The organism is Weissella viridescens, assembly GCF_001437355.1.
GTDB lineage: Bacteria > Bacillota > Bacilli > Lactobacillales > Lactobacillaceae > Weissella > Weissella viridescens.
Map to the genome: position 1 here is coordinate 169,772 of NZ_JQBM01000002.1, position 24,789 is coordinate 194,560.

30 protein-coding genes and 1 other RNA gene are annotated in these 24,789 nt (G+C 42.9%); 29 read left to right on the top strand and 2 right to left on the bottom strand.

The genetic code is table 11. From position 1 onward, the window contains the following. The first annotated feature begins 7 nt into the window (after positions 1-7). Positions 8-838 (top strand): hypothetical protein, encoded by an 831-nt coding sequence (locus IV50_RS03395; protein WP_057745095.1) that lies wholly within the window; start codon positions 8-10, stop codon positions 836-838. Positions 839-1,145: 307 nt separating this feature from the next. Beyond that, the gene (locus IV50_RS03400; protein ID WP_057745099.1) at positions 1,146-1,856 is read left to right on the top strand and encodes a hypothetical protein; all 711 of its coding nucleotides are present in this window, start codon (positions 1,146-1,148) and stop codon (positions 1,854-1,856) included. Between the two features lie 363 nt (positions 1,857-2,219). Here IV50_RS03400 and IV50_RS03410 read toward each other — a convergent pair whose 3' ends face one another. Next, on the bottom strand, positions 2,220-4,028 hold the full coding sequence (locus IV50_RS03410) for a M3 family oligoendopeptidase (RefSeq protein ID WP_057745104.1): 1,809 nt from the start codon (positions 4,026-4,028) through the stop codon (positions 2,220-2,222). Between the two features lie 202 nt (positions 4,029-4,230). On the opposite strand from IV50_RS03410, the gene IV50_RS03415 reads away from it, so the two are divergent. The 19 genes from IV50_RS03415 (at position 4,231) to IV50_RS03500 (ending at position 19,117) form a co-directional block, all read left to right on the top strand. Then, positions 4,231-5,166 (top strand): alpha/beta hydrolase, encoded by a 936-nt coding sequence (locus IV50_RS03415; RefSeq protein ID WP_057745107.1) that lies wholly within the window; start codon positions 4,231-4,233, stop codon positions 5,164-5,166. A 98-nt stretch (positions 5,167-5,264) separates the two neighbouring features. Continuing rightward, positions 5,265-5,873: a class I SAM-dependent methyltransferase gene (locus IV50_RS03420; RefSeq protein ID WP_057745110.1), complete on the top strand. Its 609-nt coding sequence runs from the start codon at positions 5,265-5,267 to the stop codon at positions 5,871-5,873. Beyond that, positions 5,863-6,387 carry a tRNA adenosine(34) deaminase TadA gene (tadA, locus tag IV50_RS03425; RefSeq protein WP_057745113.1) on the top strand — a complete coding sequence of 175 codons (525 nt, stop codon included), beginning with the start codon at positions 5,863-5,865 and terminating at the stop codon, positions 6,385-6,387. Before IV50_RS03420 ends, tadA begins: the two co-directional genes overlap by 11 nt. 23 nt (positions 6,388-6,410) lie before the next feature. After that, an RNA gene (ffs, locus tag IV50_RS07660) (signal recognition particle sRNA small type) lies at positions 6,411-6,496 on the top strand. A 103-nt stretch (positions 6,497-6,599) separates the two neighbouring features. After that, positions 6,600-8,408, top strand: a complete 1,809-nt coding sequence (gene dnaX / locus IV50_RS03430) for a DNA polymerase III subunit gamma/tau (RefSeq protein ID WP_057745116.1) — start codon at positions 6,600-6,602, stop codon at positions 8,406-8,408. Between the two features lie 23 nt (positions 8,409-8,431). Then, complete coding sequence (locus IV50_RS03435; RefSeq protein WP_057745119.1) at positions 8,432-8,746, top strand: YbaB/EbfC family nucleoid-associated protein; 315 nt, start codon at positions 8,432-8,434, stop codon at positions 8,744-8,746. 24 nt (positions 8,747-8,770) lie between these two features. Beyond that, complete coding sequence (gene recR, locus IV50_RS03440; protein ID WP_057745122.1) at positions 8,771-9,370, top strand: recombination mediator RecR; 600 nt, start codon at positions 8,771-8,773, stop codon at positions 9,368-9,370. A 2-nt stretch (positions 9,371-9,372) separates the two neighbouring features. After that, positions 9,373-9,633 carry a YaaL family protein gene (locus tag IV50_RS03445; protein ID WP_057745125.1) on the top strand — a complete coding sequence of 87 codons (261 nt, stop codon included), beginning with the start codon at positions 9,373-9,375 and terminating at the stop codon, positions 9,631-9,633. A gap of 92 nt (positions 9,634-9,725) precedes the next feature. Beyond that, a complete protein-coding gene (gene tmk, locus IV50_RS03450; protein ID WP_057745128.1) occupies positions 9,726-10,376 on the top strand; it encodes a dTMP kinase in 651 nt (216 codons plus the stop codon). Positions 10,377-10,391: 15 nt separating this feature from the next. Continuing rightward, complete coding sequence (locus IV50_RS03455; protein ID WP_057745131.1) at positions 10,392-10,718, top strand: cyclic-di-AMP receptor; 327 nt, start codon at positions 10,392-10,394, stop codon at positions 10,716-10,718. An 18-nt stretch (positions 10,719-10,736) separates the two neighbouring features. Then, positions 10,737-11,753 (top strand): DNA polymerase III subunit delta', encoded by a 1,017-nt coding sequence (gene holB, locus IV50_RS03460; RefSeq protein ID WP_057745133.1) that lies wholly within the window; start codon positions 10,737-10,739, stop codon positions 11,751-11,753. Between the two features lie 2 nt (positions 11,754-11,755). Then, complete coding sequence (rsmI, locus tag IV50_RS03465) at positions 11,756-12,634, top strand: 16S rRNA (cytidine(1402)-2'-O)-methyltransferase (protein ID WP_057745137.1); 879 nt, start codon at positions 11,756-11,758, stop codon at positions 12,632-12,634. After that, entirely contained in the window at positions 12,634-13,377 is a 744-nt protein-coding gene (locus tag IV50_RS03470; protein ID WP_057745942.1) for an acyl-[acyl-carrier-protein] thioesterase, read from the top strand. Before rsmI ends, IV50_RS03470 begins: the two co-directional genes overlap by 1 nt. Before the next feature lie 27 nt (positions 13,378-13,404). Next, positions 13,405-14,397: a UDP-glucose 4-epimerase GalE gene (gene galE / locus IV50_RS03475; protein WP_057745139.1), complete on the top strand. Its 993-nt coding sequence runs from the start codon at positions 13,405-13,407 to the stop codon at positions 14,395-14,397. 108 nt (positions 14,398-14,505) lie between these two features. Continuing rightward, positions 14,506-15,231, top strand: coding sequence for a tRNA (adenosine(37)-N6)-threonylcarbamoyltransferase complex dimerization subunit type 1 TsaB (tsaB, locus tag IV50_RS03480; RefSeq protein WP_057745142.1), 726 nt, complete (start codon positions 14,506-14,508; stop codon positions 15,229-15,231). Continuing rightward, positions 15,215-15,778, top strand: a complete 564-nt coding sequence (locus tag IV50_RS03485) for a GNAT family N-acetyltransferase (protein ID WP_057745143.1) — start codon at positions 15,215-15,217, stop codon at positions 15,776-15,778. Before tsaB ends, IV50_RS03485 begins: the two co-directional genes overlap by 17 nt. Before the next feature lie 10 nt (positions 15,779-15,788). Beyond that, entirely contained in the window at positions 15,789-16,223 is a 435-nt protein-coding gene (gene rimI, locus IV50_RS03490) for a ribosomal protein S18-alanine N-acetyltransferase (RefSeq protein WP_057745145.1), read from the top strand. A gap of 14 nt (positions 16,224-16,237) precedes the next feature. Further along, complete coding sequence (tsaD, locus tag IV50_RS03495) at positions 16,238-17,263, top strand: tRNA (adenosine(37)-N6)-threonylcarbamoyltransferase complex transferase subunit TsaD (RefSeq protein WP_057745148.1); 1,026 nt, start codon at positions 16,238-16,240, stop codon at positions 17,261-17,263. Positions 17,264-17,296: 33 nt separating this feature from the next. After that, positions 17,297-19,117, top strand: a complete 1,821-nt coding sequence (locus IV50_RS03500; RefSeq protein WP_057745151.1) for a DUF2207 domain-containing protein — start codon at positions 17,297-17,299, stop codon at positions 19,115-19,117. Between the two features lie 48 nt (positions 19,118-19,165). Here the strand turns inward: IV50_RS03500 and IV50_RS03505 are convergent, their stop codons facing one another. Then, a complete protein-coding gene (locus IV50_RS03505) occupies positions 19,166-20,161 on the bottom strand; it encodes a polyprenyl synthetase family protein (RefSeq protein ID WP_057745153.1) in 996 nt (331 codons plus the stop codon). 443 nt (positions 20,162-20,604) lie between these two features. Here IV50_RS03505 and rpsJ point away from each other — a divergent pair, with 443 nt between their 5' ends. The 8 genes from rpsJ (at position 20,605) to rpsC (ending at position 24,788) form a co-directional block, all read left to right on the top strand. Beyond that, positions 20,605-20,913, top strand: coding sequence for a 30S ribosomal protein S10 (rpsJ, locus tag IV50_RS03510; RefSeq protein WP_057745157.1), 309 nt, complete (start codon positions 20,605-20,607; stop codon positions 20,911-20,913). A gap of 82 nt (positions 20,914-20,995) precedes the next feature. Continuing rightward, entirely contained in the window at positions 20,996-21,622 is a 627-nt protein-coding gene (gene rplC / locus IV50_RS03515) for a 50S ribosomal protein L3 (RefSeq protein WP_057745159.1), read from the top strand. Positions 21,623-21,646: 24 nt separating this feature from the next. Beyond that, complete coding sequence (gene rplD / locus IV50_RS03520; protein ID WP_057745162.1) at positions 21,647-22,270, top strand: 50S ribosomal protein L4; 624 nt, start codon at positions 21,647-21,649, stop codon at positions 22,268-22,270. Continuing rightward, complete coding sequence (gene rplW / locus IV50_RS03525; protein ID WP_057745165.1) at positions 22,270-22,557, top strand: 50S ribosomal protein L23; 288 nt, start codon at positions 22,270-22,272, stop codon at positions 22,555-22,557. The genes rplD and rplW overlap by 1 nt, the downstream gene beginning before the upstream one ends. A 16-nt stretch (positions 22,558-22,573) precedes the next feature. Then, the gene (gene rplB, locus IV50_RS03530) at positions 22,574-23,407 is read left to right on the top strand and encodes a 50S ribosomal protein L2 (protein WP_057745169.1); all 834 of its coding nucleotides are present in this window, start codon (positions 22,574-22,576) and stop codon (positions 23,405-23,407) included. Positions 23,408-23,463: 56 nt separating this feature from the next. After that, complete coding sequence (gene rpsS / locus IV50_RS03535) at positions 23,464-23,745, top strand: 30S ribosomal protein S19 (RefSeq protein ID WP_057745172.1); 282 nt, start codon at positions 23,464-23,466, stop codon at positions 23,743-23,745. 16 nt (positions 23,746-23,761) lie between these two features. Next, on the top strand, positions 23,762-24,109 hold the full coding sequence (gene rplV, locus IV50_RS03540) for a 50S ribosomal protein L22 (RefSeq protein WP_057745174.1): 348 nt from the start codon (positions 23,762-23,764) through the stop codon (positions 24,107-24,109). Positions 24,110-24,122: 13 nt separating this feature from the next. Then, entirely contained in the window at positions 24,123-24,788 is a 666-nt protein-coding gene (gene rpsC / locus IV50_RS03545) for a 30S ribosomal protein S3 (RefSeq protein WP_057745176.1), read from the top strand. The last annotated feature ends 1 nt before the right edge of the window (position 24,789 follow it).

The window sequence follows — 24,789 nt, forward strand, 5'->3', positions numbered from 1 at the left end:
CAAAATGATGTCAGAACAACAGTTATCATTTGGTCCGGGACGTCAGTTAGAGTACATCGATTATCTCGATGCTCTAGCTGATTTTTTATTACAATTCCAAAATGTCCCGACCGTCAAACAAAAAATATCCCTAGCTCAGCAGAGTGTCCGTGCGATTAATCAAGGTTTTTATCCACCGACACTAAATGCGATGGAAATTACTTCGGACGATATTCTTGCGGTTCAGGCCGAGATTCTAGCACGTTATCCGGATGATCCTGAACACGGGAATCAAGTATGGGCAGACCAGCGCGAGGCGCTAGAACAAGTCGATTATTGTTTACAGAATATTCGTGATGAATTTATCGAAGACTTCAATATGTATGCGTATTTAACACCTCAATTTTTAACCGCTTTGAGTCAGTATCTAAATGGACGACCAACCTTAGAAATCATGGCAGGACAGGGGTACTTAAGCGCGGGCTTGCAAGCTCTACAACCTAATCAGAAACTATATGTCACAGATAATCAAGATTGGTTAAATCAACCAATAACAGCAGTTCAGCCAGTCATTGACGTTGAATCATTGAGTGCCCTTGAGGCCATTGAACGTTATGGTACTGAAGTTGAAGTAGTTCTGATGAGTTGGGCACCTGACACGAGTGAAATCGACTGGCAGGTACTTCAATTATTACGTCAGAAATATCCGAGTCTCGAGTTTTTGGTAATTGGGGAAAGAGATGGGGCAACTGATTCGCGCACTTTTTGGCAGAATGCCAAACTAAAGGATTTAACCGCAATCAATGCGACCCGACCACAATTTGACTTGATTGATGAGAAAATTTATCGCGTGCAATAATTAGTTAACACCAGAAACAAAGATAAGCGTTTGAAATCATTGAAAATGATTTTAAACGCTTTTTTTTTATACATAAGGTCAACAAAATCATGAAGTTGACATATGTGGTCGTCTTGTCGAAATCTTAGCCATGAAAAAGCAAAATGACCGTTATGGTTTCCGAACACGGAATCAGATAATTTATTTAAGTCAAATTGTACAAAAAACAAGTGCACTTTCGTCTATATTATGTCACCAAAAGGTGGTAATCAAAACAAGGAGGGGAATGATTGTATACGTGAATTGACACAATATAGGGGGGACGAATATGCAATTGATGCGACAAATGACACTTACAACAGCAGCAACCGTTTTGTTAGCAGCCACGGTACCAAGTCTGGTGCCACCGACTGACATTGGTGCAGCAGCGCTTACTCAAACCAACCTGACACAATCTACAGGACAACCTGATTTATCGATTGGTGGTAAATTAGATGTGCAGCTGATGACGGCAACCGAACTTACAAAATTTGAGGCTGGCTTGAAAAGTCGAATCCAACAACTCAATCTACCGAGCCCAAGCGATGAAGCAGCGGCGTTGAAGATTATGCGTGGTTTATTTGATTCGAAGCAGGCTTACTATGGGGATGTTGAGCAGGCAACAACTTTGTTAATTCAAGCCATTAATGCAAATCATCAAGGTGTAGTATCAGGTGAACAGGTGCCTGCTGCGCGCCATGGGCGTGTGTCGACTCGTGTGTTGGGTATTGCCTTAGATGTGGTCATTGCTGCCAGTGTTGGTGGTGGCGTTGGTGCAGCAGCAGCTTTAGTTCGACGTAAGGGGAAGGCAGCGGCAAAACGGTTCGTTCAACAACGCGTGAGTCGCAAACTCAAAGCGATGGGACTTGGTCGAGCGGCCGGATATGCTAACTTAGCAACTGATTTTGCCTTAGCTTATAGCTCACCAGGTTCTGTCTTAGCACGAGTCATTGACTCACGTGATCGACAACGGAACAATGGATGGATTGAATTATGGTAATTTCACGTTATTTAAATTGGATATATTTTCTACTGGGGTTAAGCATGGTATTTAGCCTGATGCTATGGCAAGGGACGACACATTTTTATCGTTTCGAATGTGCTTGTTTGACGGGAGCTTGCTTGTTTGCATCAAAAGACCTAGCGCCTCGCTGGTGGCATATCGCGGCCGCTAGTGTTGGTATGACGAATGTTGTGTACGCGCTGCAACTAGCGCATCCCCTTGGACAAGTAGAATTACAATATTTAATTACTGGTTTATGCTTTTTTTCTGTGGGACTAACATCACTCAAATTAGTCAAGTAATTAAGTAAAAAGCCGACCTTGTTATTTCTAACAAGGCCGGCTTTTATAGCTTATTTTATTATTTAACAAATTGGTCAGAAAGGCTGATGAATTCATCAATATCTTGTTTAATCAAATCAGCTCCGGCTTGCCAGAAGTCTGGTTCGGTCAAATCCACACCGAGGTGCTTCTTTGCCAACTCTTCAGTAGACATGTTAGCAGTGTCACGTAACAAGCTAATGTATGATGCTTCAAAGTCCTTTTGGCTTTGTGCCCAGGCGTAAATGCCTGAACTAAAGAGGTAACCAAAGGTATAAGGGAAGTTATAGAAAGGAATGTCATCAATGTAAAAGTGTAATTTTGATGACCAGAAATGGGGATGACGCTTATCCAAAATATCATCGAAAGCCTCTGCTTGGGCTACATCCATGATTTCATTTAAGCGCTCAGCAGGGACATAACCGTTTTCGCGTTCTTGATAGAATTTGTTTTCAAACAAGAAACGGGCACGAATGTTCATAAACATTGCTACTGGATTAGTCATCTTGGCATCAAGCAAAACAACCTTTTCAGCATCAGATTGAGCTTGTTGCACATTGGCATCAGCAATTAACATTTCAGCAAAAGTTGAAGCTGTTTCAGCAACATTCATCGCGTAATCATCTCGCCAAACGGGTAGGTCAGTTAATAGACTTGAATGGAATGCGTGCCCCAATTCGTGAGCAATCGTTGCCGCATCGTTAACCGAACCAGTAAAGGTTAAGAAAATCCGTGATTCATGAATGTCAGGGAGCGTATCCATCCAGCCACCAGGTTGCTTACCAGGACGATCTTCGGCTTCAATCCAGTGGTTATCAAAGGCTGATTGCGCAAAGTCGGCCATTTTCTGTGAGTATTTTCCAAAGTTCTGCACAATGAAATTGGCTGCATCGTCATAACTCAAAGAATGTGGTTGGTAGTCTCCAACGTGTGTTAATGGCGCAACTTGATCTTGCCACCCAATGCTATCCAAGCCAAGTAGTTCTGCCTTGCGGGCAAAGTAGGCTTTAAACATGTCCTTATTGGCATCGACGACTTGCCACATCGCATCAAGCGTTTCTTGCGACATCCGGTTTAATTCAAGTGGTTGTTCGAGATAATTATCATAATGGTGGGCTTTTTGTTCGGTTAGACGCGCACCGGCTAAATGATTCAACGTATCGGCAGTAATTGTTTGCGCATCGCCCCACATCTTCTCGTAACCATCCATCAATCCTGCACGAGCTTGATTATCGGGATAACCATCCAACATGTTAAGTGCTTGTCCGGCGGAAATCGTTTTTGTCGCACCATGTTCATCGGTGAATGGCATGCTTAACGTTGAGGCAACCACGTCATAGTGGCTTGACCATGCTTTAATCCCGTCCAAACGGAGTTGATCAAGCAAAGCTTCGGTCGATGCATCGCCCAAGCGTTGGGCACTATGGCGCATTTCATTCAATGTAAAAGCAACATCAGTCAAAGCAGGGTCGGCTAAAATCTTGGCAAATGTTGCATCATCAAACTCAGCCAATAAAGCCTTATAGGCATTTAGGGGTTGGTTGTAAGCTGCTGCTAATGCTTGAACTTTGTTATCGTATGGACGGTAAGTTGGATTCGTATAATCAGCTGAGATTAAACCATTAATATAGGTGTTAACGGTTTTAAGACCACTTTCAAGTGTTTGGACTAATGACGTTAGGTTAATTAATTCCTTGAAATCATTGTCTTGTGTTGGTTGATAAGATGCAACGGCATGCGTTAGATCCTCGATTTGAGATTGAATTGTTGCCAGTTTAGTTTGGAAAGCTTCTCCGGTAACGCCACCAGGGTAAATACCTTCAAGATTCCAATTTTCAGAATATGCCATGAAACACCTCTCATTTTTTTCTAATATTGTATCATAGTTATCAAGTAAAACGCGACCTAAATCAAAATAAGTGAATTAGTTAACGCCCTATACATTTTATTTTGACGTTGAATTGGTTATAATGGATTGTTATTGCAATTATAAATCTTTTTCATAGATTGGAGGATGATAAACTCATTTAGATTGAGTTTATTGAGAATGAATGGGGAAAACAGTTAAAATGCTAGGCATGGCGGTGTTAGGTGTTGTCGTCTTATTGATGGTTGCCGCAGCCGGTTTCTTTTATGTGGCGGAGGTGCGGGCCGATAAAAGTTTTGTGACTGAAAAACAAACACCAAAGTCAGATCCGTTGTCAAAGCAAAAGCAACAGTGGGCTAAAGTGCCAAATAAAAAAGATGTTTCAATGAAAACGGATGACGGTTTGAAATTAAAAGGGCAGTATATTCCTGCTACACGTAAAACCAACAAAACGGCCATTGTGATTCATGGTTTCTCGGTTGATCATCGTGAAGTGATTCCATATGCTAATCTCATGCATAATCAAGGCTACAATGTCCTCCTTACTGATAACCGGTCAGCCGGAGCGTCACAAGGAAGTTTCATTGGTTACGGGTATCTGGAAGCAAAGGATTATATGAAGTGGATTAAACGACTTGTCGCAGATAATCCTAAGAGTGAGATTGTCGTCTATGGGACTTCATTGGGTGGTGCCACAACGATGATTCTTTCTGGTATGAATCCGCCTAAACAAGTTAAAGCCTTCATTGAGGATTGTGGTTACACAAGTGTTCGAGATGAGCTTGTCTATGAAGCTAACTCGCTCTACAATATTCCAAAATGGTTGGCTCAACCAATCATCAGTATTATGTCTGTGTATTCAAAGATTATTGCAGGATATTCATATGGACAAGCTGATGCCGTGAAGGCTGTGCAACGCAATGATCGTCCAATGCTCTTTATCCATGGAGCGGAGGATGACTTTGTACCATCATACATGTTGGATCAGGTATATCATGCAGCAAATGGGCCAAAGGAAAAATTACTTGTGCCAAATGCTGACCACATGGAAGCTTATCGTAAAGATGTTGTGCAATATGAGCAGACTGTTGACGGTTTCTTAAATCGTTACGTTCATTAAAAATAAACGGATGCTTGCCTCAGGGCAATCATCCTTTTTTTGTGGGGTGGTTAAATGAAGCGTGCTACAATAGAAGAGACAAAAACGAGGTAAATAAAATGACAGATCATTACTATACAGCTGAGCCCACCACGGCTCATGATGAACATACATTCGAATTTAATCTTTTGGCGCATGACTTGCGCTTTACCACCGATGCTGGTGTCTTTTCTAAAAGCACCGTTGATTATGGGACCCGTACGATGTTGGAAACGTTTGACTCAGAAAATATTCCTGAGGGGAAAATCTTGGACTTGGGCGCCGGATACGGACCAGTTGCCATTAGTTTAGCGAAAGCGTTACCTAACCGACAATTTGTGGCGGCGGAAATCAATCATCGTGCCGCTGAATTAATTAAGCGGAATGCGCAAGCCAATCATGTGGCTGATCAAATTGAAGTCGTGCAATCTGATCGCTATGAGAATGTGCCAGATCGTTTTGCAGCAATCCTGGTCAATCCCCCCGTACGAGCTGGAAAAGATATCGTACAAACGATGATTTCACAAGCTAAGGAACATCTATTGCCTGAAGGAACATTGACGGTGGTTTTACAAAAGAAACAGGGTGCGCCTTCAGCAAAGAAATTGATGGAAGAAACATTTGGGAATGCGCAAACGATTGCCAAAGATAAGGGCTATTACATTATGGAGAGTGTAAATGTCGACTGATCTATCACCCGCACAAATTGATTATTTTATGGGTCAAGCCTTATACGAAGCGAAAAAAGCTGGTGCGTTGGGTGAGGTACCAATTGGTGCCGTTGTCGTCATTGATGGTCAAATTGTAAGTCGAGGTTTTAACTTACGAGAGCGTATGCAAGATGCTACCCAACATGCGGAGTTGATGGCGATTAGTGAGGCAAATCGGTTTGAACATTCGTGGCGTTTACCAGAGGCGCAACTATTTGTCACCCTTGAACCGTGTTTAATGTGCGCGGGTTTGATTCAACAAACACGAATTACAGATGTTTATTATGGTGCAGCTGATCCAAAAGGTGGTGCGGTAGACTCACTTTATAATGTTTTAGGGGATGCACGATTGAACCATCAAGTAAATGTTGTCGCGGGCGTGCGTGAGGCTGAATGCAGTGCGCTTTTGAAAGCCTTTTTTAAAGCTGTTCGAAAAAAGCGAAAAGCGGAGAAACGCGCACGAAAAGAAGCGGAAAATAAACTGGTCAAATAATTCTGTGCATGTTATAATTATTTTCGGTGAGGCAAGTATGCACTTCGAACCGTGTCAGGGTCGGAAGGCAGCAGCACTAAGGAGACCGTGTATTGTGCTTCACTTCCTTTAGTAATTAAAGTCGCTAGCTGATAATTTTATCGGCTGGCGTTTTTTTATCGCATTTTCTGGTAAAATAGAATGAATAGATTTTAAATAGGAGGACGTTGAAAATGGCATATCAAGCTTTATATCGGACATGGCGTCCACAAAAGTTTAGCGACATGATTGGTCAAGAAGTTGTGACTCGAACTCTTCGAAACACAATTATCAGTAACCAAATCACTCATGCCTATCTTTTCAGCGGTCCTCGCGGAACTGGTAAGACGTCAGCGGCCAAAATTTTTGCCAAGGCGGTTAACTGTTTACACCCTGTTGATGGGGAGCCGGATGACACGTGTGAGATTTGTTTAGCGATTAACGATGGATCTTTTGCTGATGTTATCGAAATGGATGCGGCCTCGAATAATGGTGTTGATGAAATTCGTCAGATTCGTGAAGATGTGAATTATGCGCCAACCCAGGGTAAATACAAGGTGTACATCATTGATGAGGTCCATATGCTTTCAACTGGGGCCTTTAATGCCTTATTGAAAACTTTGGAAGAGCCCCCAGCTAATGTTATTTTTATTTTAGCTACAACGGAGCCTCAAAAGATTCCAGCAACCATTATTTCAAGAACACAGCGGTTTGACTTTAAACGAATCAACGCTCAGGATGCGATGAATAGGATGGTCTATATCTTAGACCAGGTCGGTGATAAGTATGATGAAGATGCGTTACGCGTGATTGCGAATGCTGCGGACGGTGGTATGCGTGATGCGTTAAGTATTTTGGATCAGGTTTTGTCATTCGGGGATGATACCGTTACGCTAGAAAACGCACTGCTAGTGACAGGGTCTGTTACACAAAGCTTGTTAGGAGAGTATGTTCAGGCTGTGCAAGCCCAAGATACAAAATTAGCACTTGCTAAAGTCGAAGAAATTCTAGATGCAGGAAAAGATGTAAATCGCTTTGTAGAAGATTTGATTAGTTACGCGCGCGACTTACTATTGTATACGGAAGCGCCTGATTTAATCACTTTAGTGCCAGATGATAATTTTAAGCAGTTAGCGCAAAATACACCGGCCCAAACATGGTATCGTATGATTGATATCTTAAGTGATACACAACAACAATTACGCTATACAAATCGCCCAAGTGTGTATTTGGAAGTGCTAACGGTTAAGTTGAGTGCTGATGTTGCAGCTAGTGCGGTAAGTCCAGCACCACAGACGGTATCGGCTCCTGCGACAACGGAACAATCGGTTACAACGTCAAATGTAACCCCACAGTCACAAGCGGCCGCAGCTACTCATTCGGCTCCGATTTCAGAGGCGTCGGTAAGTATGGCGGCTACATCTCAAACAGTCGCTACTAAGGCGTCGAATTCAGAAAAAAAGCCGGTTGAAACGAAAATCACGGTTTTGGATGATCAAGCCGCTGTGTTTAATGTTTTGCGTGAGGCAACGCGTGGTGATTTAAGTCGGGTCCAGACGATTTGGTCTGATTTAGTTAACAGTTTGCCAGTACCGCAACAAGCGATGTTGAACGTAGCACGTCCGATTGCAGCATCACCAGATGGATTGGTTGTTGCCTTTGATTTTGACATTATTCGTATAAATGCTAGTCGCAATAATGATTTGTTAACAACAATGACGAAGCAATTACGGGTGCTCACCGAATCAAAGACGGATCGCCAGTTAGTGTTCATTACAAATGAGCAGTGGCCTGAGATGCGTTCAGCGTTTGTGCAAGCAACGCGTGGTGATCAAAGTGCACCACAAGCACCCACAAAACCGCAACCTGTTGCGGATGATCCGGGAATGCAAGGCCTGATTGATGAAGTTGAACAGGCTGATCAAAGTGAACCTGAGGATCCAGCAGTTAATGAGGCGCGGGCGATTTTTGGCCAAGAACTCGTTGAAACACAAGATGATTAATTAAAAGAAAAGAGGATGAAGAGATGTTTGGTGGACAAAATATGCAAGGCATGATGAAGCAAATGAAGAAGATGCAATCACAAGTACAATCAGAACAAGCAGCAATTGCTGAAACTGAGTACATTGGAAAAGCACCTGAAGATATGGTTGTCGTAACATTTAACGGAGACCGTCAAATGTTAGATATGCAAGTAAAGCCTGATGTGATTGATCCTGAAGATCCAGAAGGACTATCAGACATGGTTTTGGTTGCTGTAAATGATGCCCTTAAGCAAATTGAAGCAGATACTGAAAAGCGTTTGGGACAATTTGCACCAAAGGGAATGGGCGGATTCTAATTCGATAGAAAGCAGGTAAGCGTTGTGCAATATCCAGAACCAGTTGCAAAATTAATTGATAGTTTTACGAAACTACCTGGTATTGGGGTCAAGACGGCAACTCGATTAGCATTCTATGTAATCGATATGCCTGAGGAAGATGTGACCAGTTTTGCCCAAGCGCTTATTTCAGCCAAACGTGATTTAACGTTCTGTAGTATCTGTGGTAATTTGACTGAATCAGACCCATGTAGTATTTGTACTGATCCGACACGTGATCAAACTACAGTACTAGTGGTTGAAGAAGTTAAAGATTTAATGGCGATTGAAAATGCGGGTGAGTACCATGGGCTTTATCATGTCTTACATGGTGTTTTGTCACCTTTGGCAGGTAAGGGACCAGATGATATTAATATTGATTCTCTTGTTACGCGGTTACAAAAAAACGATGCGATTCAAGAGGTCATTGTCGCGACTAATGCAAATGCAGAAGGTGAAGCCACAGCCATGTATTTGTCACGGCTGTTGAAACCGGCTGGGATTAAAGTTTCGCGGTTGGCGACCGGCCTATCAGTTGGTAGTGATATTGATTACGCAGATGAAATTACATTAATTAAGGCAGTTGAAGGAAGGACAGAACTTTAACCATGTTTGGGATTAAAAAGAAAAAGCGTTTGGACCCAACCGTTTACGATAATTATCTGACGGATGGTATTGCAAATGCCAAGTATAACTTTGAAAAAGCAAAGCTATCAGAAGCAGCGATGTTTGAAAGTGATGCCGATCCACGAATGATCAAGGCACAAACAGCGATTGAAAAACAAAAATATTTCTTTTTGTTACGGGCTGCCCGCAAGCGTGATATCACGGCAAGTTGGCATACTGCCTTTATTCATCCTGAAATGTAAGAATACGCTAAAAAGGACGGGCCTAAGCTTTAGGTTAAGTCCTTTTTTTGCTATGGTATAATAGAAAGTAATAAAGGATGAGGGTGTAGATTATGACGGGAAAGTTCATTTCATTTGAGGGACCGGACGGGGCTGGTAAAACATCAGTCTTGCACGCAATTTTAGATCGACTTACACCCATGTTAGGTGAGCAGTTGGTGATTACTCGCGAACCTGGTGGCCGTGACAACCAAGTCGCAGAGGCGATTCGAGACCTGGTGTTAAGCCCAGCGTATCCGGCAATGGATCCATGGACTGAAGCAATGTTGTATGCAGCAGCACGTCGACAACATGTCGTTGAAACCATTCGCCCAGCATTGGCGGATGACAAGGTGATTATTTCCGATCGTTATCTTGATAGCTCAATAGCGTATCAAGGTGGTGGGCGTGAATTAGGCGCTGAAAGAGTGGCGGACTTAAATCAATACGCGACTAATGGGCTTCAACCACAAGCAACCATCTATCTTGACCTAGCACCAGAAGTCGGGTTAGCGCGGATTCAAGCAACGCGCCAAGACGAAATTAACCGATTGGATGTCGAAGCACTCGCCTTTCATCAACGCGTAAGTGCGGCATACCACGATTTAATTGCTGCAGACCCAGACCGGTTCTGGGTGATAGATGCCAGCCAGCCATTAGAACAAGTGGTGGCAGATGCTTGGGATGCAATGCAACACATTTTAACACTACCAACTGAAGCATAACGAGGGGGCATGACCATGAAAATGATTACAGCAGTTGTACAGGATCAAGACGCAGCTAAGCTAGGAAAGGCTTTAGTTAAAGCTGAGATTGGAGCAACACGCTTAGCTTCAACCGGTGGATTTTTGAAGGCCGGAAGTACGACATTTATGATTGGAATTGATGATGACCGTGTCGACGAAGTTTTAGCTATTATTAAGGAATCAGCCCAAAAACGGGATCGCTTAATGACACCGGCTTATAGCATGGACACTGTTGAGTCAGCAGTTGTTACACCAATGGAGGTTGAAATTGGTGGTGCGACGGTCTTTGTGCAAGATGTTGCCCAATTTCATCAATTTTAAAGAAGGTGAGGAAGCGTCATGTCAGAGGTAAGTCAGGCCGCGACATTGATTGCCACAGCACAGCATGATCAACCACAAATTATTGCCAATTTTGAACGGGCTATTGCCCAGAATCAATTAGGGCATGCATTCCTATTTGTTGGGCCTAATGGTCGTGGTCAAGCTGAGGTTGCTGATTGGTTGGCGATGCGGTTGTTATGCTTACATCCAACGGAAAAGGGTGATCCAGATGGTACCTGTAATCAGTGCGTGCGAATAGCGCAACACGAACATCCAGACGTTGTCGAATTAGCACCCGAGGGCAATAGCTTGAAGGTGGATCAAATCCGTTTTTTGCAAGGGGAGTTGTCTAAAACAGCTGTTGAAGGTGAGCGTAAAGTTTTAATTATTCATGCAGCTGAAACGATGACTTCAAGCGCGGCAAATGGATTGTTGAAGTCAATGGAAGAACCACAAGGGCAACAAACGATTATTCTAATCGCTAAAAGTCGTCAACAAATGCTACCAACCATTATTTCGCGTTCACAGGTAATCGAATTTAATGCTTTACCAGCTGACCAAATCCAAACCCAATTAATTGCTATGGGATACTCGCAGACGAATGCGCAACTTGCTCAGCAACTTACCGATGATATGACACTTGCGCAAGAATGGTTGACCGAGGATTGGTTTGATCGGGCTCGGCAAAGTGTTGAACGTTTCATGTCGGCCTTATTAGGTCAGGATTTACAAACATTTACACTTGTTCAGACCGAGCTTATGCCATTAGCAAAAGAACAGTCGGTTAAGGTCCTAGTTGATATGATTATTCAAGCGACCCGCGATACACTCTTAGCACGACAAGGGCGATCGGTTACATCGGGCTTTGACGCTTTATCAAAATGGCAACAAATTGCTCAAAAGTTAGCGGATTCGCAATGGTTACAGATAGTTGATCTAGCCTTAATGATGCCACATGCCTTAGATATGAATTTAAATCCCCAAACGACTCTCGAAAGTTTTGTTTTAAAGAGTCAGAAAGCGATGGCAGGTTAAACATGCAGCAACAAAGAAGTTTTACAAAAGAAGCAAGCGGTAGTTTGTTCTTGGTCCCAACCCCAATTGGGAATTTAGAAGACATGACCTATCGAGCGGTAAATACGCTTAAATCAGTTGACTTGATTGCCGCTGAAGATACACGTCATACGCAACAATTGCTCAATCAATTTGAAATTGAAACCAAGCAGATTTCTTTTCACGAGCATAATAAAGAAAATCGAATTCCGGAGTTAGTGGAACGCCTACAAGATGGAACGAATATTGCACAGGTATCGGATGCTGGAATGCCATCTATTTCCGATCCTGGACATGAATTAGTTTTGGCTGCTTTGGCCGCTGACATTCAAGTTGTGCCTTTACCTGGTGCAAGTGCGGGAATTACCGCTTTGGTGGCATCAGGCTTAAGCCCACAGCCATTTACATTTTATGGTTTTTTGCCACGTAAACAATCTGAACAAATAAAGACGTTGACGGACTTAGCGCAAAAGCCGGAGACAATTTTATTCTATGAAGCACCCCATCGCTTAGCGAAAACACTGGCGAATATTCAAACCGTGTACGGGGATGATCGCCAAGTGAGTCTAGCGCGTGAGTTAACGAAAAAGTACGAAGAATTCATTCGTGGTACAGCAGCGGAGGTGGCTGACTGGGCCCAACAAAGTGAAGTTCGGGGTGAGTTTGTGGTGATGGTTGCAGGGAATGAGCATCCTACGGAAGCAGTTGAAGCTGCTGATCCGTTAGCCGAATTGAGTCCTGTTGAAGCTGTTAATGCATTAGTTGCGTCAGGTATGAAGACGACAGCAGCCGTAAAACAGGTTTCAAAACTGCGCCAACTCGATCGACAGGCGTTATATCAAACATATGAGGAGCAAAAATGATGAGTCAAGTTTATGATACAAATCACGTCATTAAATATTACGAATGTGATATGACGACAAAATTAAGTATTCCGATGATTTTAAATCTTGCTATTTTGGCTTCAAATCTTCAAGCCGAATCTTTGTCGATTGGAGATGATTTTGTCCATGCCCATGGTCTTGGTTGGATTGTGCTTCAATACGATATTCAAATTAAACGTCGTCCGATTGTTGGTGAAACGGTTAAAATTGAAACGGTCGCTAAGGAATTCACGTCATATTTTGCTAATCGCGATTTTAACTTTTATGATGAACAGGGTGAGTTATTGATTGAGATTCATTCATTGTTTGCCATGATGGATATGACCAAGCGTAAAATGATTCGAATTCCAGATGAAATGGCGGCTGGTTATGAACCTGATGTGGTGAAGCGGATTAAGCGTGGCCCAGGTCCTGAAAGTATTAGTTCAGATGATGAAATCCTACATGACCAAATGTACGCTGTGCGGTATACTGATATTGACTTTAATCATCATGTCAACAATTCACGATATTTTGAGTGGATGATTGATGGTTTGGGAGCTGACTTTTTAAATAGTCATGAAGCGACGCAAATTCAAATTCGCTTTGAAAAAGAAGTCGGACAGAATGATATTGTCACTTCGCAAATTGTGCTAGATTCAGAAAAAATGCGGACAAAGCATCGCATTATGGTTGATGATCAATTGTCAGCCGAAGCAACAATCAATTGGATTGAAGCGTAAGTTAAAGAGAAACACGAGGAGAAAATTATGGCTACATTAGTATTGGGTGGTGCCGGTTATATCGGTTCTCACATGGTTGATCGCCTAGTAGAAGATGGGCGTGATGTTGTTGTTGTTGATAATTTGTTAACAGGTCACCGCAAGGCAGTTCCTGAAAATGTCCCATTTTATGAAGTTGATATTCGAGACAAAGATGCCTTGGATAAGGTTTTTGAAGCAGAGGATATCGATCAAGTTGTACATTTTGCAGCATCATCAATCGTGCCAGAATCAATGGAAAATCCTTTGAAGTATTTTGACAATAATACAGGTGGGATGATCGCGTTATTGGAAGTGATGCTCAAGCACCAAGTAAAGAATATTGTCTTCTCTTCAACGGCTGCGACTTATGGTACGCCTGAAGAGAACCCAATTCCAGAAACTGCACCACAACGCCCAATTAATCCATATGGTGAATCAAAGCTCCAAATGGAACACATTATGCGTTGGGCTGATGAAGCTTATGGGTTGAAATGGGTAGCATTGCGCTATTTCAATGTTGCCGGTGCCAAGGCTGATGGTTCAATTGGAGAAGATCACCCAACAGAGACGCACCTTGTGCCAATTATTTTACAAGTTGCTCTTGGTGAACGTGAAAAGATTATGATGTTTGGTGATGATTACAATACATCAGATGGTTTCAACGTGCGTGATTATGTGCATGTTATGGATTTGGCTGACGCACATATCTTAGCGCTTGATTATTTGGCTGAAGGTAACCCTTCAAACCAATTCAATCTTGGATCTGCTACAGGTTACTCAGTTAAGCAAATGGTTGAAGCAGCTCGAAATGCAACAGGAGAGCCAATCCCAGCTGAAGTTGGTCCTCGCCGTGCGGGTGATCCAGATTCACTGGTGGCTTCATCTGATAAGGCACGTAAAGTGTTGAATTGGACACCAAAGTATGATGATGTGGAAACTATCATTAAGACGGCCTGGACGTGGGTACAAAAGCACCCGCATGGTTATGAAGATCGTTAAAATATAAGAAACCTGCTTGTTTTCATAGATAAAAGGGCAAGCTGGTTTTTTTTTATGCAGAACTGCATTAAAATAGTTATTAAATAGACTTACTGGGAGGTGAGAATTGTGGGAAAAACACTTGCATTTGATACAAGTAATCAGGCTCTAAGTGTTGCCATTTTTGAAAATGGAACGCTGTTGGGGCAGCGTGAGGCAAATGTCGCACGCAATCATTCAGGTCAACTATTACCATTTATTGATGAACTCACCAAAAGTGTCGGTTGGCAACCAGCTGACCTTGACCGAGTGGTTGTTAGCCAAGGACCAGGTTCTTACACAGGCCTTCGAATTGGGGTGACCACAGCTAAAACGCTAGCATTTACTTTAAATCTTGAATTAGCTGGCGTTTCCAGTTTAGCTGTTTTGGCTTCTAATGTTGAACATTCGAAATCAGTCATCGTTCCGATGATGGATGCCCGCAATCAAAATTTGTATGCTGGAGCATATCAATGGCAAAATGGACAATTCGTGTCTATTGTTACTGATGAACATACGAACCTTGATGTTTTGATTGAGCAATTAGCACAACTACATGAACAATTGATTTTTGCAGGGGAATATGCAAATTTCCAGGACGAGTTAGAAATGACTTTTCCAACAGCTGAATTTGCTGAGGATGTATTACCACATGCTAGTCATCTTCCTGAATTAGTACAAGAAGCCGATGTTTTGACAGACATGAATGATATTCATCAGTTTGTGCCAAAATATCATCGCCTCTCACAAGCGGAAGCTGATTGGGCACGAGCGCACCCTGATGCAGGTGATGTTGACTATGTGGAAAAACTTTAAGGCTTGGCTATATTGGCATACGCACCCGATTCCAAAAGAACTAAGAGCGTTTCGTCAATCGGTGGCGGTTAACGGGACAGATTTTGTGATGACCCGAGCGACTATGGCTGATTTAGACGATATGCTGGCAGCAGAACATGAAGCTTACGGTGGCGTTGATCCATGGCCACGATATATATTTGAGCAAGAATTGAATCGCACGCGTGAGCGTCTGTACGTTGTGCTCCGCCATCCGGAAACGAATTCCCTAGTTGGCTTTATGGGTGCTTCTTTCCGTCCGGGGATTCGCGAAGTCCATCTCACAAATATTACGATTACGCCACATTGGCAAGGACGTGAAGTTGGGACATTTTTTATGAGCTACTTGATGACTTTAGCGAAACAAAGTCGATTTAGTCGTGTCTCGCTAGAAGTGGCGGTTGCAAACGAGCGAGCAATTCGATTCTATGAACGTTTTGGCTTTCAAATCATTCGGGAACGACGCAACTACTACGGTAAACAACAACACGCCTACGATATGGCACTGATTTTGAAGAACGGCAAATAGGAAGAGATGCATGACAAAATTAAATTTTCGCCCAGCAATCGGGGCCGATGAATTGTTTGCGATTGCACAGGATGCCTATGGCGGGTCACCTTGGACAAGCGCAGCATTTGAAAAGGATTTGAATAGTCGCCTGACACATTATTTAGTGCTGACTCATGATGATGAACCAATAGGCTTTGTTGCGGGGACGTTGGTTATTGATGAATTATCAGTTAGTAATGTCGCAATTAAAACGGCCTTTCAAAAGCAAGGCCTGGGGCAAAAAATGTTGTACGAATGGTTTAAACGTTTTGATCCACATACACGAGTACTGCTCGAAGTTCGGGCGTCAAATTCGGCGGCTAAACATGTGTATGAGAAGTTAGGCTTTAATGTCTACCATGAACGCAAAGATTATTATCAAAATCCACGTGAAGATGCAGTACTAATGGATTATTACATTTAAAAGAGGAGGTTAGCATGGCAAAAGATCGTTTAATTATGGCATTTGAATCAAGTGCTGACGAAACGAGTGTTGCAATTGTACGCAATGGCTCAGAGATTGTAAGTCTTGAAACAGCCACACAAATTAAGTCCCACCAACGTTTTGGCGGAATTGTTCCAGAAGTGGCAAGCCGACATCACATTGAACAAGTAACTATTTTGGCCCAAGCTGCTTTAGAGGATGCTCAAGTTACTTATGATGATTTAGATGCCGTGGCAGTAACACAAGGGCCTGGTTTGGTAGGTGCACTTTTGATTGGGGTTACTGCGGCTAAGACGATTGCTTGGGCACATAACCTGCCGATTGTGCCCGTTATTCATTTAGCAGGACATATTAGTGCCGCTAATTTTGTCGAACCTATTCAATACCCAGCTTTGGCGTTGATGGTTTCTGGGGGGCATACAGAGCTTGTATTGATGCGCGAAGAATATGATTATCTTGTGATCGGTGATACACGTGATGATGCAGCTGGTGAAGCTTACGATAAGGTTGGCCGGACGATGGGGCTCAAGTATCCATCAGGTAAAATTATTGATGATATGGCACATCAGGGAACGGATACGTATAACTTGCCGCGAGCTATGTTGAATGAAGATAATTTTGATTTTTCATTTTCAGGAATTAAGAGTGCTGTGATTAACTTAATGCATAATGCTGAGCAACGTGGTGAGACGATTGATTTGGATGATCTTGCTAGTTCGTTCCAAGCAGCTGTGGTTGAGATTCTTGTTGGAAAAGCGCAACGTGCTTTGGAAGCGTATCCTGTTAAGTCCTTCATTGTAGCTGGCGGTGTGGCGGCAAATCGGGGCTTACGTGATGCGCTAGCATCAATGATGCAACGTTTTCCGGATACTGAATACATTCCAGTACCAATCGCCTTAGCGGGCGACAATGCAGCCATGATTGGAGCAGAAGGAGATATTGCTTATCGCCATGGTGCTCGAGCTGGTCTAGATTTGAATGCTAATCCAGCTTTAGAATTTGACTATTTAGAAGATTAGCGACTGCGACAGTCCATTGATTAGGGGAGCTGCATGAATCATAAAATACACGTATGCTTAGGGTTACTAATCGCTTTACTCATAGTATTGCTTGGTGGGGTATCGGTTTCAGCTGATAATAAAGACACGTATGCGATCAAAAAGTACACCGAAAATGTCCAATTCCAAAAAGATGGGACAGCTCAGATTACTGTTGATATGACGTATGTGTTTGATGCTGATATGCATGGCGTTTATTTCCAACAAGGATTGGGCGAACAAGTCAAGCAGGTTGGCCCTGTTCATGCCGCAGTGAACGACACTGCTATCCAGCCGTATAAAGGTGGCGATACAGGATTGGAATTGCAATCCTATCAAGATACCGATAATGATGAAAAAGGGGTCCGCTTTAAGTTACACCGCCCAGTGAAGGACGGCGAAACGATTCGCGTCACATGGCAATACACGCTAAGTCATTTAATTAATGCTTATAAAGATGTTGATGAACTTAATTGGCGGGTGATTGGAAATAACTGGGATGTACCTTTTGAAGATATGCAGTTAACGGTCGCGTTTCCACAGCAACCACTAACTGGTATGCAAACCTGGCAACACGGGATGAGTTCGACGAGAGGTGAGTGGAATGCTGCAAATGGACGTTGGACCTTTAGACAGAAAGATTACCCAAGTCAAAGTCCCTTAGAACTACACATGATGATGCCTCAATCAGTCTTTAATGCTGATGCTCAGGTGCATCGAGTTAATACGGATGGACGTCAGAAGATTTTGCAACAAGAGGCGCAACTTAAACGCCAAGAACAACAACGCCAACGAATCGTTCAAACGATTGAATGGATATTGATTAGCTTGACGGCGTTATGCTTGATCTTCGCGGCATGGTTGTGGATGCGGACACGTCCGTTTGTTGCTTTTGTACGAAATGAGAATCGCGTTTATGATGTGCCTGATGACCTTGCCCCAGCGATTGTTGGGGAACGACTTTCCGAGCGATGGATGCCGATTGAACGCAGTTTATCGGCTACCTATATGGATTTAATTGCGAGGCATTATGTGACGGTTGAAGATGATCCAAAGGGCAAGGCTAAGGATCGGCAGTTTAAGTTGGTAAAAAATCCGACTGAGTTAGCTGATTTTGAACAGCAAGCTTTACAAATTCTTTTCCGTGAAACCTTAACTATTGGAGTAACACGCAGTAGTCGTAAGTTAGAGCTGTCTGAAAAGGAGTCCAGGCGTTATCGTAAACAGGTTCGGATTTATCGTCAGCAACTGAAACAGGCTAGCCAAATAACATGGCTTAACTTAAAAGAGATTTTGAGTCTAAAAAAAGGGGTTAAGTTTGGTTGGTACCTATTAATTGCAATTTTCCTCGGACAAATCGTCTTGCTTGGTATTGATGAGCGAGTATTAACGGCGATGCAAGTCTATGGGACATTGGCTGGCGTCGTCCTCGCTGTATTTGTGATTTTTTGGTGTCAACGTTTTCTTGAATATGATTACACTCAAACAGGATTACCACACGCGTTAGCATGGCACCAATATGCCAATATGCTTGATCAAATTGGTCGAATGTCTGAGCGTGAAATTGAAGAGGTTGTGTTATGGGACCGCTTACTAGCATACGCAGTCATCTTGGATGAAGGTAAAACTGTTGCGAAAGAATTAGAGAAATTAGACTTACAACCAATTGATGCAGCTCCGGTAAATGAATTGCTGGTTGCTTTTGCTTTGATTGGACCATATCAAATTAGAGTGCATACGGCTGTCGCTAGTACTTCATCGGGTTCAAATATGAGTTTTGGGTCCGGAGGTACATCTGGCGGTTTTGGCGGATCTAGTGGTGGTGGTGCTTTTTAATTTAAAAAAATCCCGATTAGCATAAGGCTAATCGGGATTTTGTTTATTTTAAACCATACGATGGAGCAGTTGATCGCTTAAATCAATTAGAATATCTTTCGAATCACTATCGGGTAAAGTGTCAAGCGCATCTAAAGCTTGGTCGGTGTATGTTAAAGCTAGTTCAGAGGCTTGGTCAAATGCACCAGTACTATGAACGAGTTCAGCAATTTCGATACTTTGGGCATCAGTAATTGCGTCGCCGATTTGCAATAAGTCGTGAACGCGGTCGCTTTGATGGATTGCATAAAGCAGGGGTGCTGAATAAACGCCTTCACGCATATCATTCAAAGTTGGCTTACCTAAAGTAGCACTGTCATTTTGGTAGTCGAGTAAGTCGTCGAGAATTTGGAAAGCAATACCTAGATTGAATGTGAATGCATAGAGGTTAGACTTAGTTTGATCGTCAACTGGTTCAGTTGCGGTAGAAAGTCCCAACTCAGCCGCCATTTCAAAGAGGGCAGCTGTTTTACCGGCAATTTGTTCAAGATACTCTTCAATCGACATGTCCAACTTATAATAGTGTGACCATTGCATTAACTCACCATTTAGAATTGATTCTAAAAATGAAGTTGCTTTACGAGCGGTTTCCATATTATGAGTATGGTTGGCAAGAATGTGGAACGTTGTTGCAAAAAGATAGTCACCAGCGTACACAGCAACGTCTTGTCCAAGTTGAGCTTGGATTGAAGCATGGTGGCGACGGGTTGAAGAGCTATCAATAATATCATCATGAATTAAGGTAGCTGAGTGTAGCATTTCAACTGACGCAGCTAAGTGAATGAGGTCGTCGTGGTTGTTTGGTGCCATTTGACCAATAAGAATAGTTAATGCGGGGCGTAAAAGCTTGCCCCCAGTTGTCATCATTTCGATTAATGCAGCTTGTACATCGTCATTCTTAGCTTGAAGGTCGGTTTGAATCACCGTAATGACTTCAGCAAGGTCAGATTGAATGGAAGGGAAATCATTCCAAATGGCGTTTAATTGAATAGAATTATCTTGCATTGATAATCGAACTCCTTTGGTTCTTAAATAGTTGTTTGCTTATTCGCCATGTGTACTAGTTTAATCCATTCCTTATAAAAAGTCAGGTCAAATTTTCAAAATGTTTCAGCAATTAAACGTTTCCTTCCTATATAATAGAATTTAGAATAATTCGAATAATAGGGAATGTTACAGAATTAAAACGTTTTAGATAAATCCAGAATTAGTTTGAGAAAAAGCTTGTTATTTCAAGGAATATTGTGTATTATATTCAAGTACGCTAATTAAGAAAGGGTATTACCCAATCTAATAGTGTCTAAACACACACAGCGATGATGTGGGAGGTTGCGACACACCCGGCAGCATTGCCACGAGATCCATGCCATGGAGTCTTGCGTGGTGTGTCGGTAGTTTCCACGGAGTTAGTTTCATATTCCAATATGGACGAAGGGAGAATTTATATCATGGCAAGTAAGAAGATTCGTATCCGTTTGAAGGCATACGAGCACGAAATCTTGGATGCTTCTGCAGAAAAGATTGTTGAGACGGCAAACCGAACAGGTGCTGAAATTTCAGGTCCTATTCCATTGCCTACAGAACGCACACTTTACACGGTGCTACGTTCACCTCACAAGAACAAGGATTCACGTGAACAATTCGAAATGCGCACACACAAGCGTTTGATCGATATCATGAATCCAACCGCTAAGACAGTTGATGCTTTATCAAAGCTTGAATTGCCAAGTGGTGTTGACATCGAAATCAAGTTGTAATTTTTAATTACAACATTAACTTGCCTAGTCAAGCATCTAACTGACTGAAAATAAAGATATTACATTTATAAAGGAGATAGTCATGACTACTAAGGGTATCTTAGGCCGCAAAGTCGGCATGACTCAGGTATTCACTGAGAATGGTGAGCTTATCCCAGTTACTGTGGTTGAAGCAACGCCAAACGTCGTCCTCCAAGTTAAGACTTTGGAAAATGATGGTTATAGCGCAATTCAACTTGGTTTGGGTGACAAGCGTGCCGTTTTGAGTAACAAACCTGAGCAAGGTCACGCCGAAAAGGCAAACACGACCCCTAAGCGCTACATTCGTGAAATCCGCGACGCTGAGGGTGAATACAATGTTGGGGATGAAGTTAAGGTTGACGTTTTCGCCGAAGGTGAAGTTGTTGACGTAACTGGAATCACAAAGGGTCATGGTTACCAAGGTAACATCAAGAAGGACGGACAATCTCGTGGACCTATGGCTCACGGATCTCGTTACCACCGTCGCCCAGGTTCAATGGGTGCTGTTATCAATCGTGTGTTCAAGGGTAAGAAGTTGCCTGGACGCATGGGTAACCGTAAGCGCACTGTACAAAACTTGAAGATCGTTCGTGTTGACGTTGAAAACAACGTTATCTTGATCAAGGGTAATGTACCAGGTGCCAACAAGTCACTTGTTACTGTTAAGAATTCAATCAAAGCAAAGTAATAAGGACGAAAGGAGGAATATAATATGACTAAGATTGCTTTACTTAAGCAAGACGGTTCAAACGCCGGAGAAGTTGAATTGAATGATTCAATCTTTGCCATTGAGCCAAACAACAATGTCATCACTGACGCTGTTTTGATGCAACGTGCATCAATGCGTCAAGGTACTCACGCTGTTAAGAATCGCTCAGCCGTTTCTGGTGGTGGTAAGAAGCCTTGGCGTCAAAAGGGTACTGGACGTGCTCGTCAAGGATCAATCCGTTCACCACAATGGCGTGGTGGTGGAATTGTCTTCGGACCTACTCCACGTTCATATGCTTACAAGATGCCTAAGAAGGCATACCGTTTGGCATTGAAGTCAGTGTTGTCACAAAAGGTTTTGGATTCTTCATTGGTAGTTGTGGATGCATTGTCATTCGACGCACCAAAGACAAAGGAATTCAAGAGCGTTTTGGATAACTTGAATGTAGATGGTAAGACGTTGGTAGTCTTGGACGATGACAACACAAACGCAACATTGGCAGCACGTAACCTACAAAACGTGACTGTTATGACTGCTAAGGGTGTTAACGTTCTTGACGTAATCAACAATGATAAGTTGGTTGTTGTACAATCAGCTTTGGCACAAGTTGAGGAGGTTTTGGCATAATGGACGCACGCGATATCATTTTGCGCCCGGTCATCACTGAACAAACTATGAGCGTTTTGGATGAAAAACGTTACAGTTTCGATGTTGATGTTCGCGCCACAAAGCCACAAATCAAGCGCGCTATTGAAGAAATTTTCGACGTAAAGGTTGAAAAGATCAATACAGCTAACGTACGTGGTAAGCTTAAGCGTCAAGGACGCTATACTGGTTACACTAAGAAGCGTAAGAAGGCAACTGTTAAGTTGTCAGCAGCTTCTAAGAACATTCAATTGTTCAACGAAAACTAATTAGGAGGAACTTAGCGTGGCTATTAAGAAGTATAAGCCAACCTCTAATGGTCGTCGTAATATGACTTCTTCTGATTTTTCAGAAATCACAAAGACGACGCCAGAAAAGAGCTTGTTGGAATCAAAGTCAAACACAGGTGCCCGTAATTCTTATGGACACATGACTGTTCGCCATCGTGGTGGTGGACACAAGCGCCAATACCGTGTTGTGGACTTCAAGCGTACAAAGGATGAAGTACCTGCTAAGGTTGTTGCGATCGAATACGATCCAAACCGTACAGCTAACATTGCTTTGTTGCAATACACAGACGGTGTTAAGTCATATATCTTGGCACCAAAGGGTCTAGAAGTGGGCATGACTGTTCAATCTGGTCCTGATGCTGATTTTAAGGTCGGAAATGCATTGCCTTTGTCAATCATTCCTGATGGAACACAAATCCACAACATCGAAATGAAGCCTGGTAAGGGTGGACAACTTGTCCGTTCTGCTGGAACTTCTGCTCAAGTTTTGGGTCGTGAAGGAAAGTACGTTCTTGTTCGCCTACAATCTGGTGAAGTTCGTATGATCTTGGCTACTAACCGTGCCACAATCGGTGTTGTCGGAAACGAACAACACTCATTGATTAATTGGGGTAAGGCTGGTCGTCGTCGTTGGAAGGGTCAACGTCCACACGTTCGTGGATCAGTAATGAACCCTAACGATCACCCACACGGTGGTGGTGAAGGAAAGGCCCCAGTTGGTCGTCCTTCTCCATTGTCACCATGGGGTAAGAAGACTGCTGGTAAGAAGACTCGTAACAAGAACGCTCAATCATCTAAGTTCATTGTTCGTGGTCGTAAGAGCAAGTAGTCTAATTTCCTGAGTATTTCAAAACTTATTATAAGCAAACGAGAGGAGGACTCAGAATGGGTCGTAGCCTGAAAAAAGGACCATTTGCTGATGCCAGTTTGTTGAAGAAGGTTGAACAAGCCAATGCTTCAGATAAGCAAACAGTTATCAAGACATGGTCACGTCGTTCAACAATTTTCCCTAGCTTTATCGGATTAACTTTCGCCGTTTATGACGGACGAAAGCACGTACCAGTTTTGGTTCAAGAAGATATGGTCGGTCACAAGTTAGGTGAATTCGTCCCAACGCGTACGTTCCGCGGACACGCTGCAGACGACAAAAAGACGCAACGTAAGTAATTAGGAGGACAGTACAATGGCTGAACAAATTACGTCAGCACGCGCCACAGCGAATATCGTTCGTGTGGCTCCACGTAAGGTCCGCTTAGTGCTTGACCAAGTGCGTGGAAAGTCAGTCGCAGAAGCTTTTGCAATCTTAGAATTTTTGCCAAATCATTCTGCAACTGATGTTTACAAAGTATTGAACTCAGCAGTAGCAAACGCTGAGAACAATTTCTCACTAGATCGTGAAGATTTGGTTGTCTCAGAAGCCTTTGCCAACGAAGGACCAACGCTAAAGCGTTTCCGTCCACGTGCCAAGGGTTCTGCTTCACCAATCAATAAGCGAACAAGCCACATCACGATTGTGGTAACAGAAAAGTAAGGAGGATTGAGTCATGGGTCAAAAGATTAACCCAACCGGTTTCCGTGTCGGCGTCATTCGCGACTGGGATGCTAAATGGTACGCAGATAAGAAAGACTATGCAAACAACTTGCATGAAGACTTAGCTTTGCGTAATTATATCGAGACTAAGTTGGCAGATGCATCAGTTTCTCGTATCGAAATCGAACGTACTGCTAACCGTGTTAATATCTCAATCCACACTGCTAAGCCAGGTATGGTTATTGGTAAAGGTGGATCAGAAGTTGATGCATTGCGTAACGAATTGTCAAAGATTGTGGCAAAGGGTGAACGCGTACACATCAACATCATTGAGATTAAGAAGCCAGATTTGGACGCTCACTTGGTAGGATCACAAATTGCAGCTGACTTGGAACGCCGTGTGGCTTTCCGTCGCTCAATGCGTGGAGCTATCCAACGTGCAATGCGTTCTGGTGCCAAGGGAATCAAGGTACAAGTTTCTGGACGTTTGAACGGTGCAGATATTGCTCGTGTTGAACAATATACTGAGGGTACAGTGCCTTTGCACACATTGCGTGCAGACATTGATTACTCATGGGATGAAGCAACAACAACATACGGTCAACTAGGTGTTAAGACTTGGATTTACCGTGGTGATGTTTTGCCAGAGAAGAAGTCAAAGAAGCAAGGAGGCGAGTAAC

Excerpts from the sequence above, each read along its gene's own strand:
- IV50_RS03485 (WP_057745143.1), top strand. The coding sequence starts at position 15,215 with ATGTGGAAAAACTTTAAGGCTTGGCTATATTGGCATACGCACCCGATT.
- dnaX (WP_057745116.1), top strand. The coding sequence starts at position 6,600 with ATGGCATATCAAGCTTTATATCGGACATGGCGTCCACAAAAGTTTAGC.
- rplD (WP_057745162.1), top strand. The coding sequence starts at position 21,647 with ATGACTAAGATTGCTTTACTTAAGCAAGACGGTTCAAACGCCGGAGAA.
- IV50_RS03455 (WP_057745131.1), top strand. The coding sequence starts at position 10,392 with ATGAAAATGATTACAGCAGTTGTACAGGATCAAGACGCAGCTAAGCTA.
- IV50_RS03500 (WP_057745151.1), top strand. The coding sequence starts at position 17,297 with ATGAATCATAAAATACACGTATGCTTAGGGTTACTAATCGCTTTACTC.
- rpsS (WP_057745172.1), top strand. The coding sequence starts at position 23,464 with ATGGGTCGTAGCCTGAAAAAAGGACCATTTGCTGATGCCAGTTTGTTG.
- rplC (WP_057745159.1), top strand. The coding sequence starts at position 20,996 with ATGACTACTAAGGGTATCTTAGGCCGCAAAGTCGGCATGACTCAGGTA.
- rplV (WP_057745174.1), top strand. The coding sequence starts at position 23,762 with ATGGCTGAACAAATTACGTCAGCACGCGCCACAGCGAATATCGTTCGT.
- rpsJ (WP_057745157.1), top strand. The coding sequence starts at position 20,605 with ATGGCAAGTAAGAAGATTCGTATCCGTTTGAAGGCATACGAGCACGAA.
- rsmI (WP_057745137.1), top strand. The coding sequence starts at position 11,756 with ATGCAGCAACAAAGAAGTTTTACAAAAGAAGCAAGCGGTAGTTTGTTC.
- IV50_RS03420 (WP_057745110.1), top strand. The coding sequence starts at position 5,265 with ATGACAGATCATTACTATACAGCTGAGCCCACCACGGCTCATGATGAA.
- rpsC (WP_057745176.1), top strand. The coding sequence starts at position 24,123 with ATGGGTCAAAAGATTAACCCAACCGGTTTCCGTGTCGGCGTCATTCGC.
- IV50_RS03410 (WP_057745104.1), bottom strand. The coding sequence starts at position 4,028 with ATGGCATATTCTGAAAATTGGAATCTTGAAGGTATTTACCCTGGTGGC.
- IV50_RS03505 (WP_057745153.1), bottom strand. The coding sequence starts at position 20,161 with ATGCAAGATAATTCTATTCAATTAAACGCCATTTGGAATGATTTCCCT.
- IV50_RS03470 (WP_057745942.1), top strand. The coding sequence starts at position 12,634 with ATGAGTCAAGTTTATGATACAAATCACGTCATTAAATATTACGAATGT.
- IV50_RS03415 (WP_057745107.1), top strand. The coding sequence starts at position 4,231 with ATGGGGAAAACAGTTAAAATGCTAGGCATGGCGGTGTTAGGTGTTGTC.
- IV50_RS03435 (WP_057745119.1), top strand. The coding sequence starts at position 8,432 with ATGTTTGGTGGACAAAATATGCAAGGCATGATGAAGCAAATGAAGAAG.
- tsaD (WP_057745148.1), top strand. The coding sequence starts at position 16,238 with ATGGCAAAAGATCGTTTAATTATGGCATTTGAATCAAGTGCTGACGAA.
- IV50_RS03400 (WP_057745099.1), top strand. The coding sequence starts at position 1,146 with ATGCAATTGATGCGACAAATGACACTTACAACAGCAGCAACCGTTTTG.
- galE (WP_057745139.1), top strand. The coding sequence starts at position 13,405 with ATGGCTACATTAGTATTGGGTGGTGCCGGTTATATCGGTTCTCACATG.
- tmk (WP_057745128.1), top strand. The coding sequence starts at position 9,726 with ATGACGGGAAAGTTCATTTCATTTGAGGGACCGGACGGGGCTGGTAAA.
- holB (WP_057745133.1), top strand. The coding sequence starts at position 10,737 with ATGTCAGAGGTAAGTCAGGCCGCGACATTGATTGCCACAGCACAGCAT.
- IV50_RS03445 (WP_057745125.1), top strand. The coding sequence starts at position 9,373 with ATGTTTGGGATTAAAAAGAAAAAGCGTTTGGACCCAACCGTTTACGAT.
- IV50_RS03395 (WP_057745095.1), top strand. The coding sequence starts at position 8 with ATGTCAGAACAACAGTTATCATTTGGTCCGGGACGTCAGTTAGAGTAC.
- rimI (WP_057745145.1), top strand. The coding sequence starts at position 15,789 with ATGACAAAATTAAATTTTCGCCCAGCAATCGGGGCCGATGAATTGTTT.
- rplW (WP_057745165.1), top strand. The coding sequence starts at position 22,270 with ATGGACGCACGCGATATCATTTTGCGCCCGGTCATCACTGAACAAACT.
- tadA (WP_057745113.1), top strand. The coding sequence starts at position 5,863 with ATGTCGACTGATCTATCACCCGCACAAATTGATTATTTTATGGGTCAA.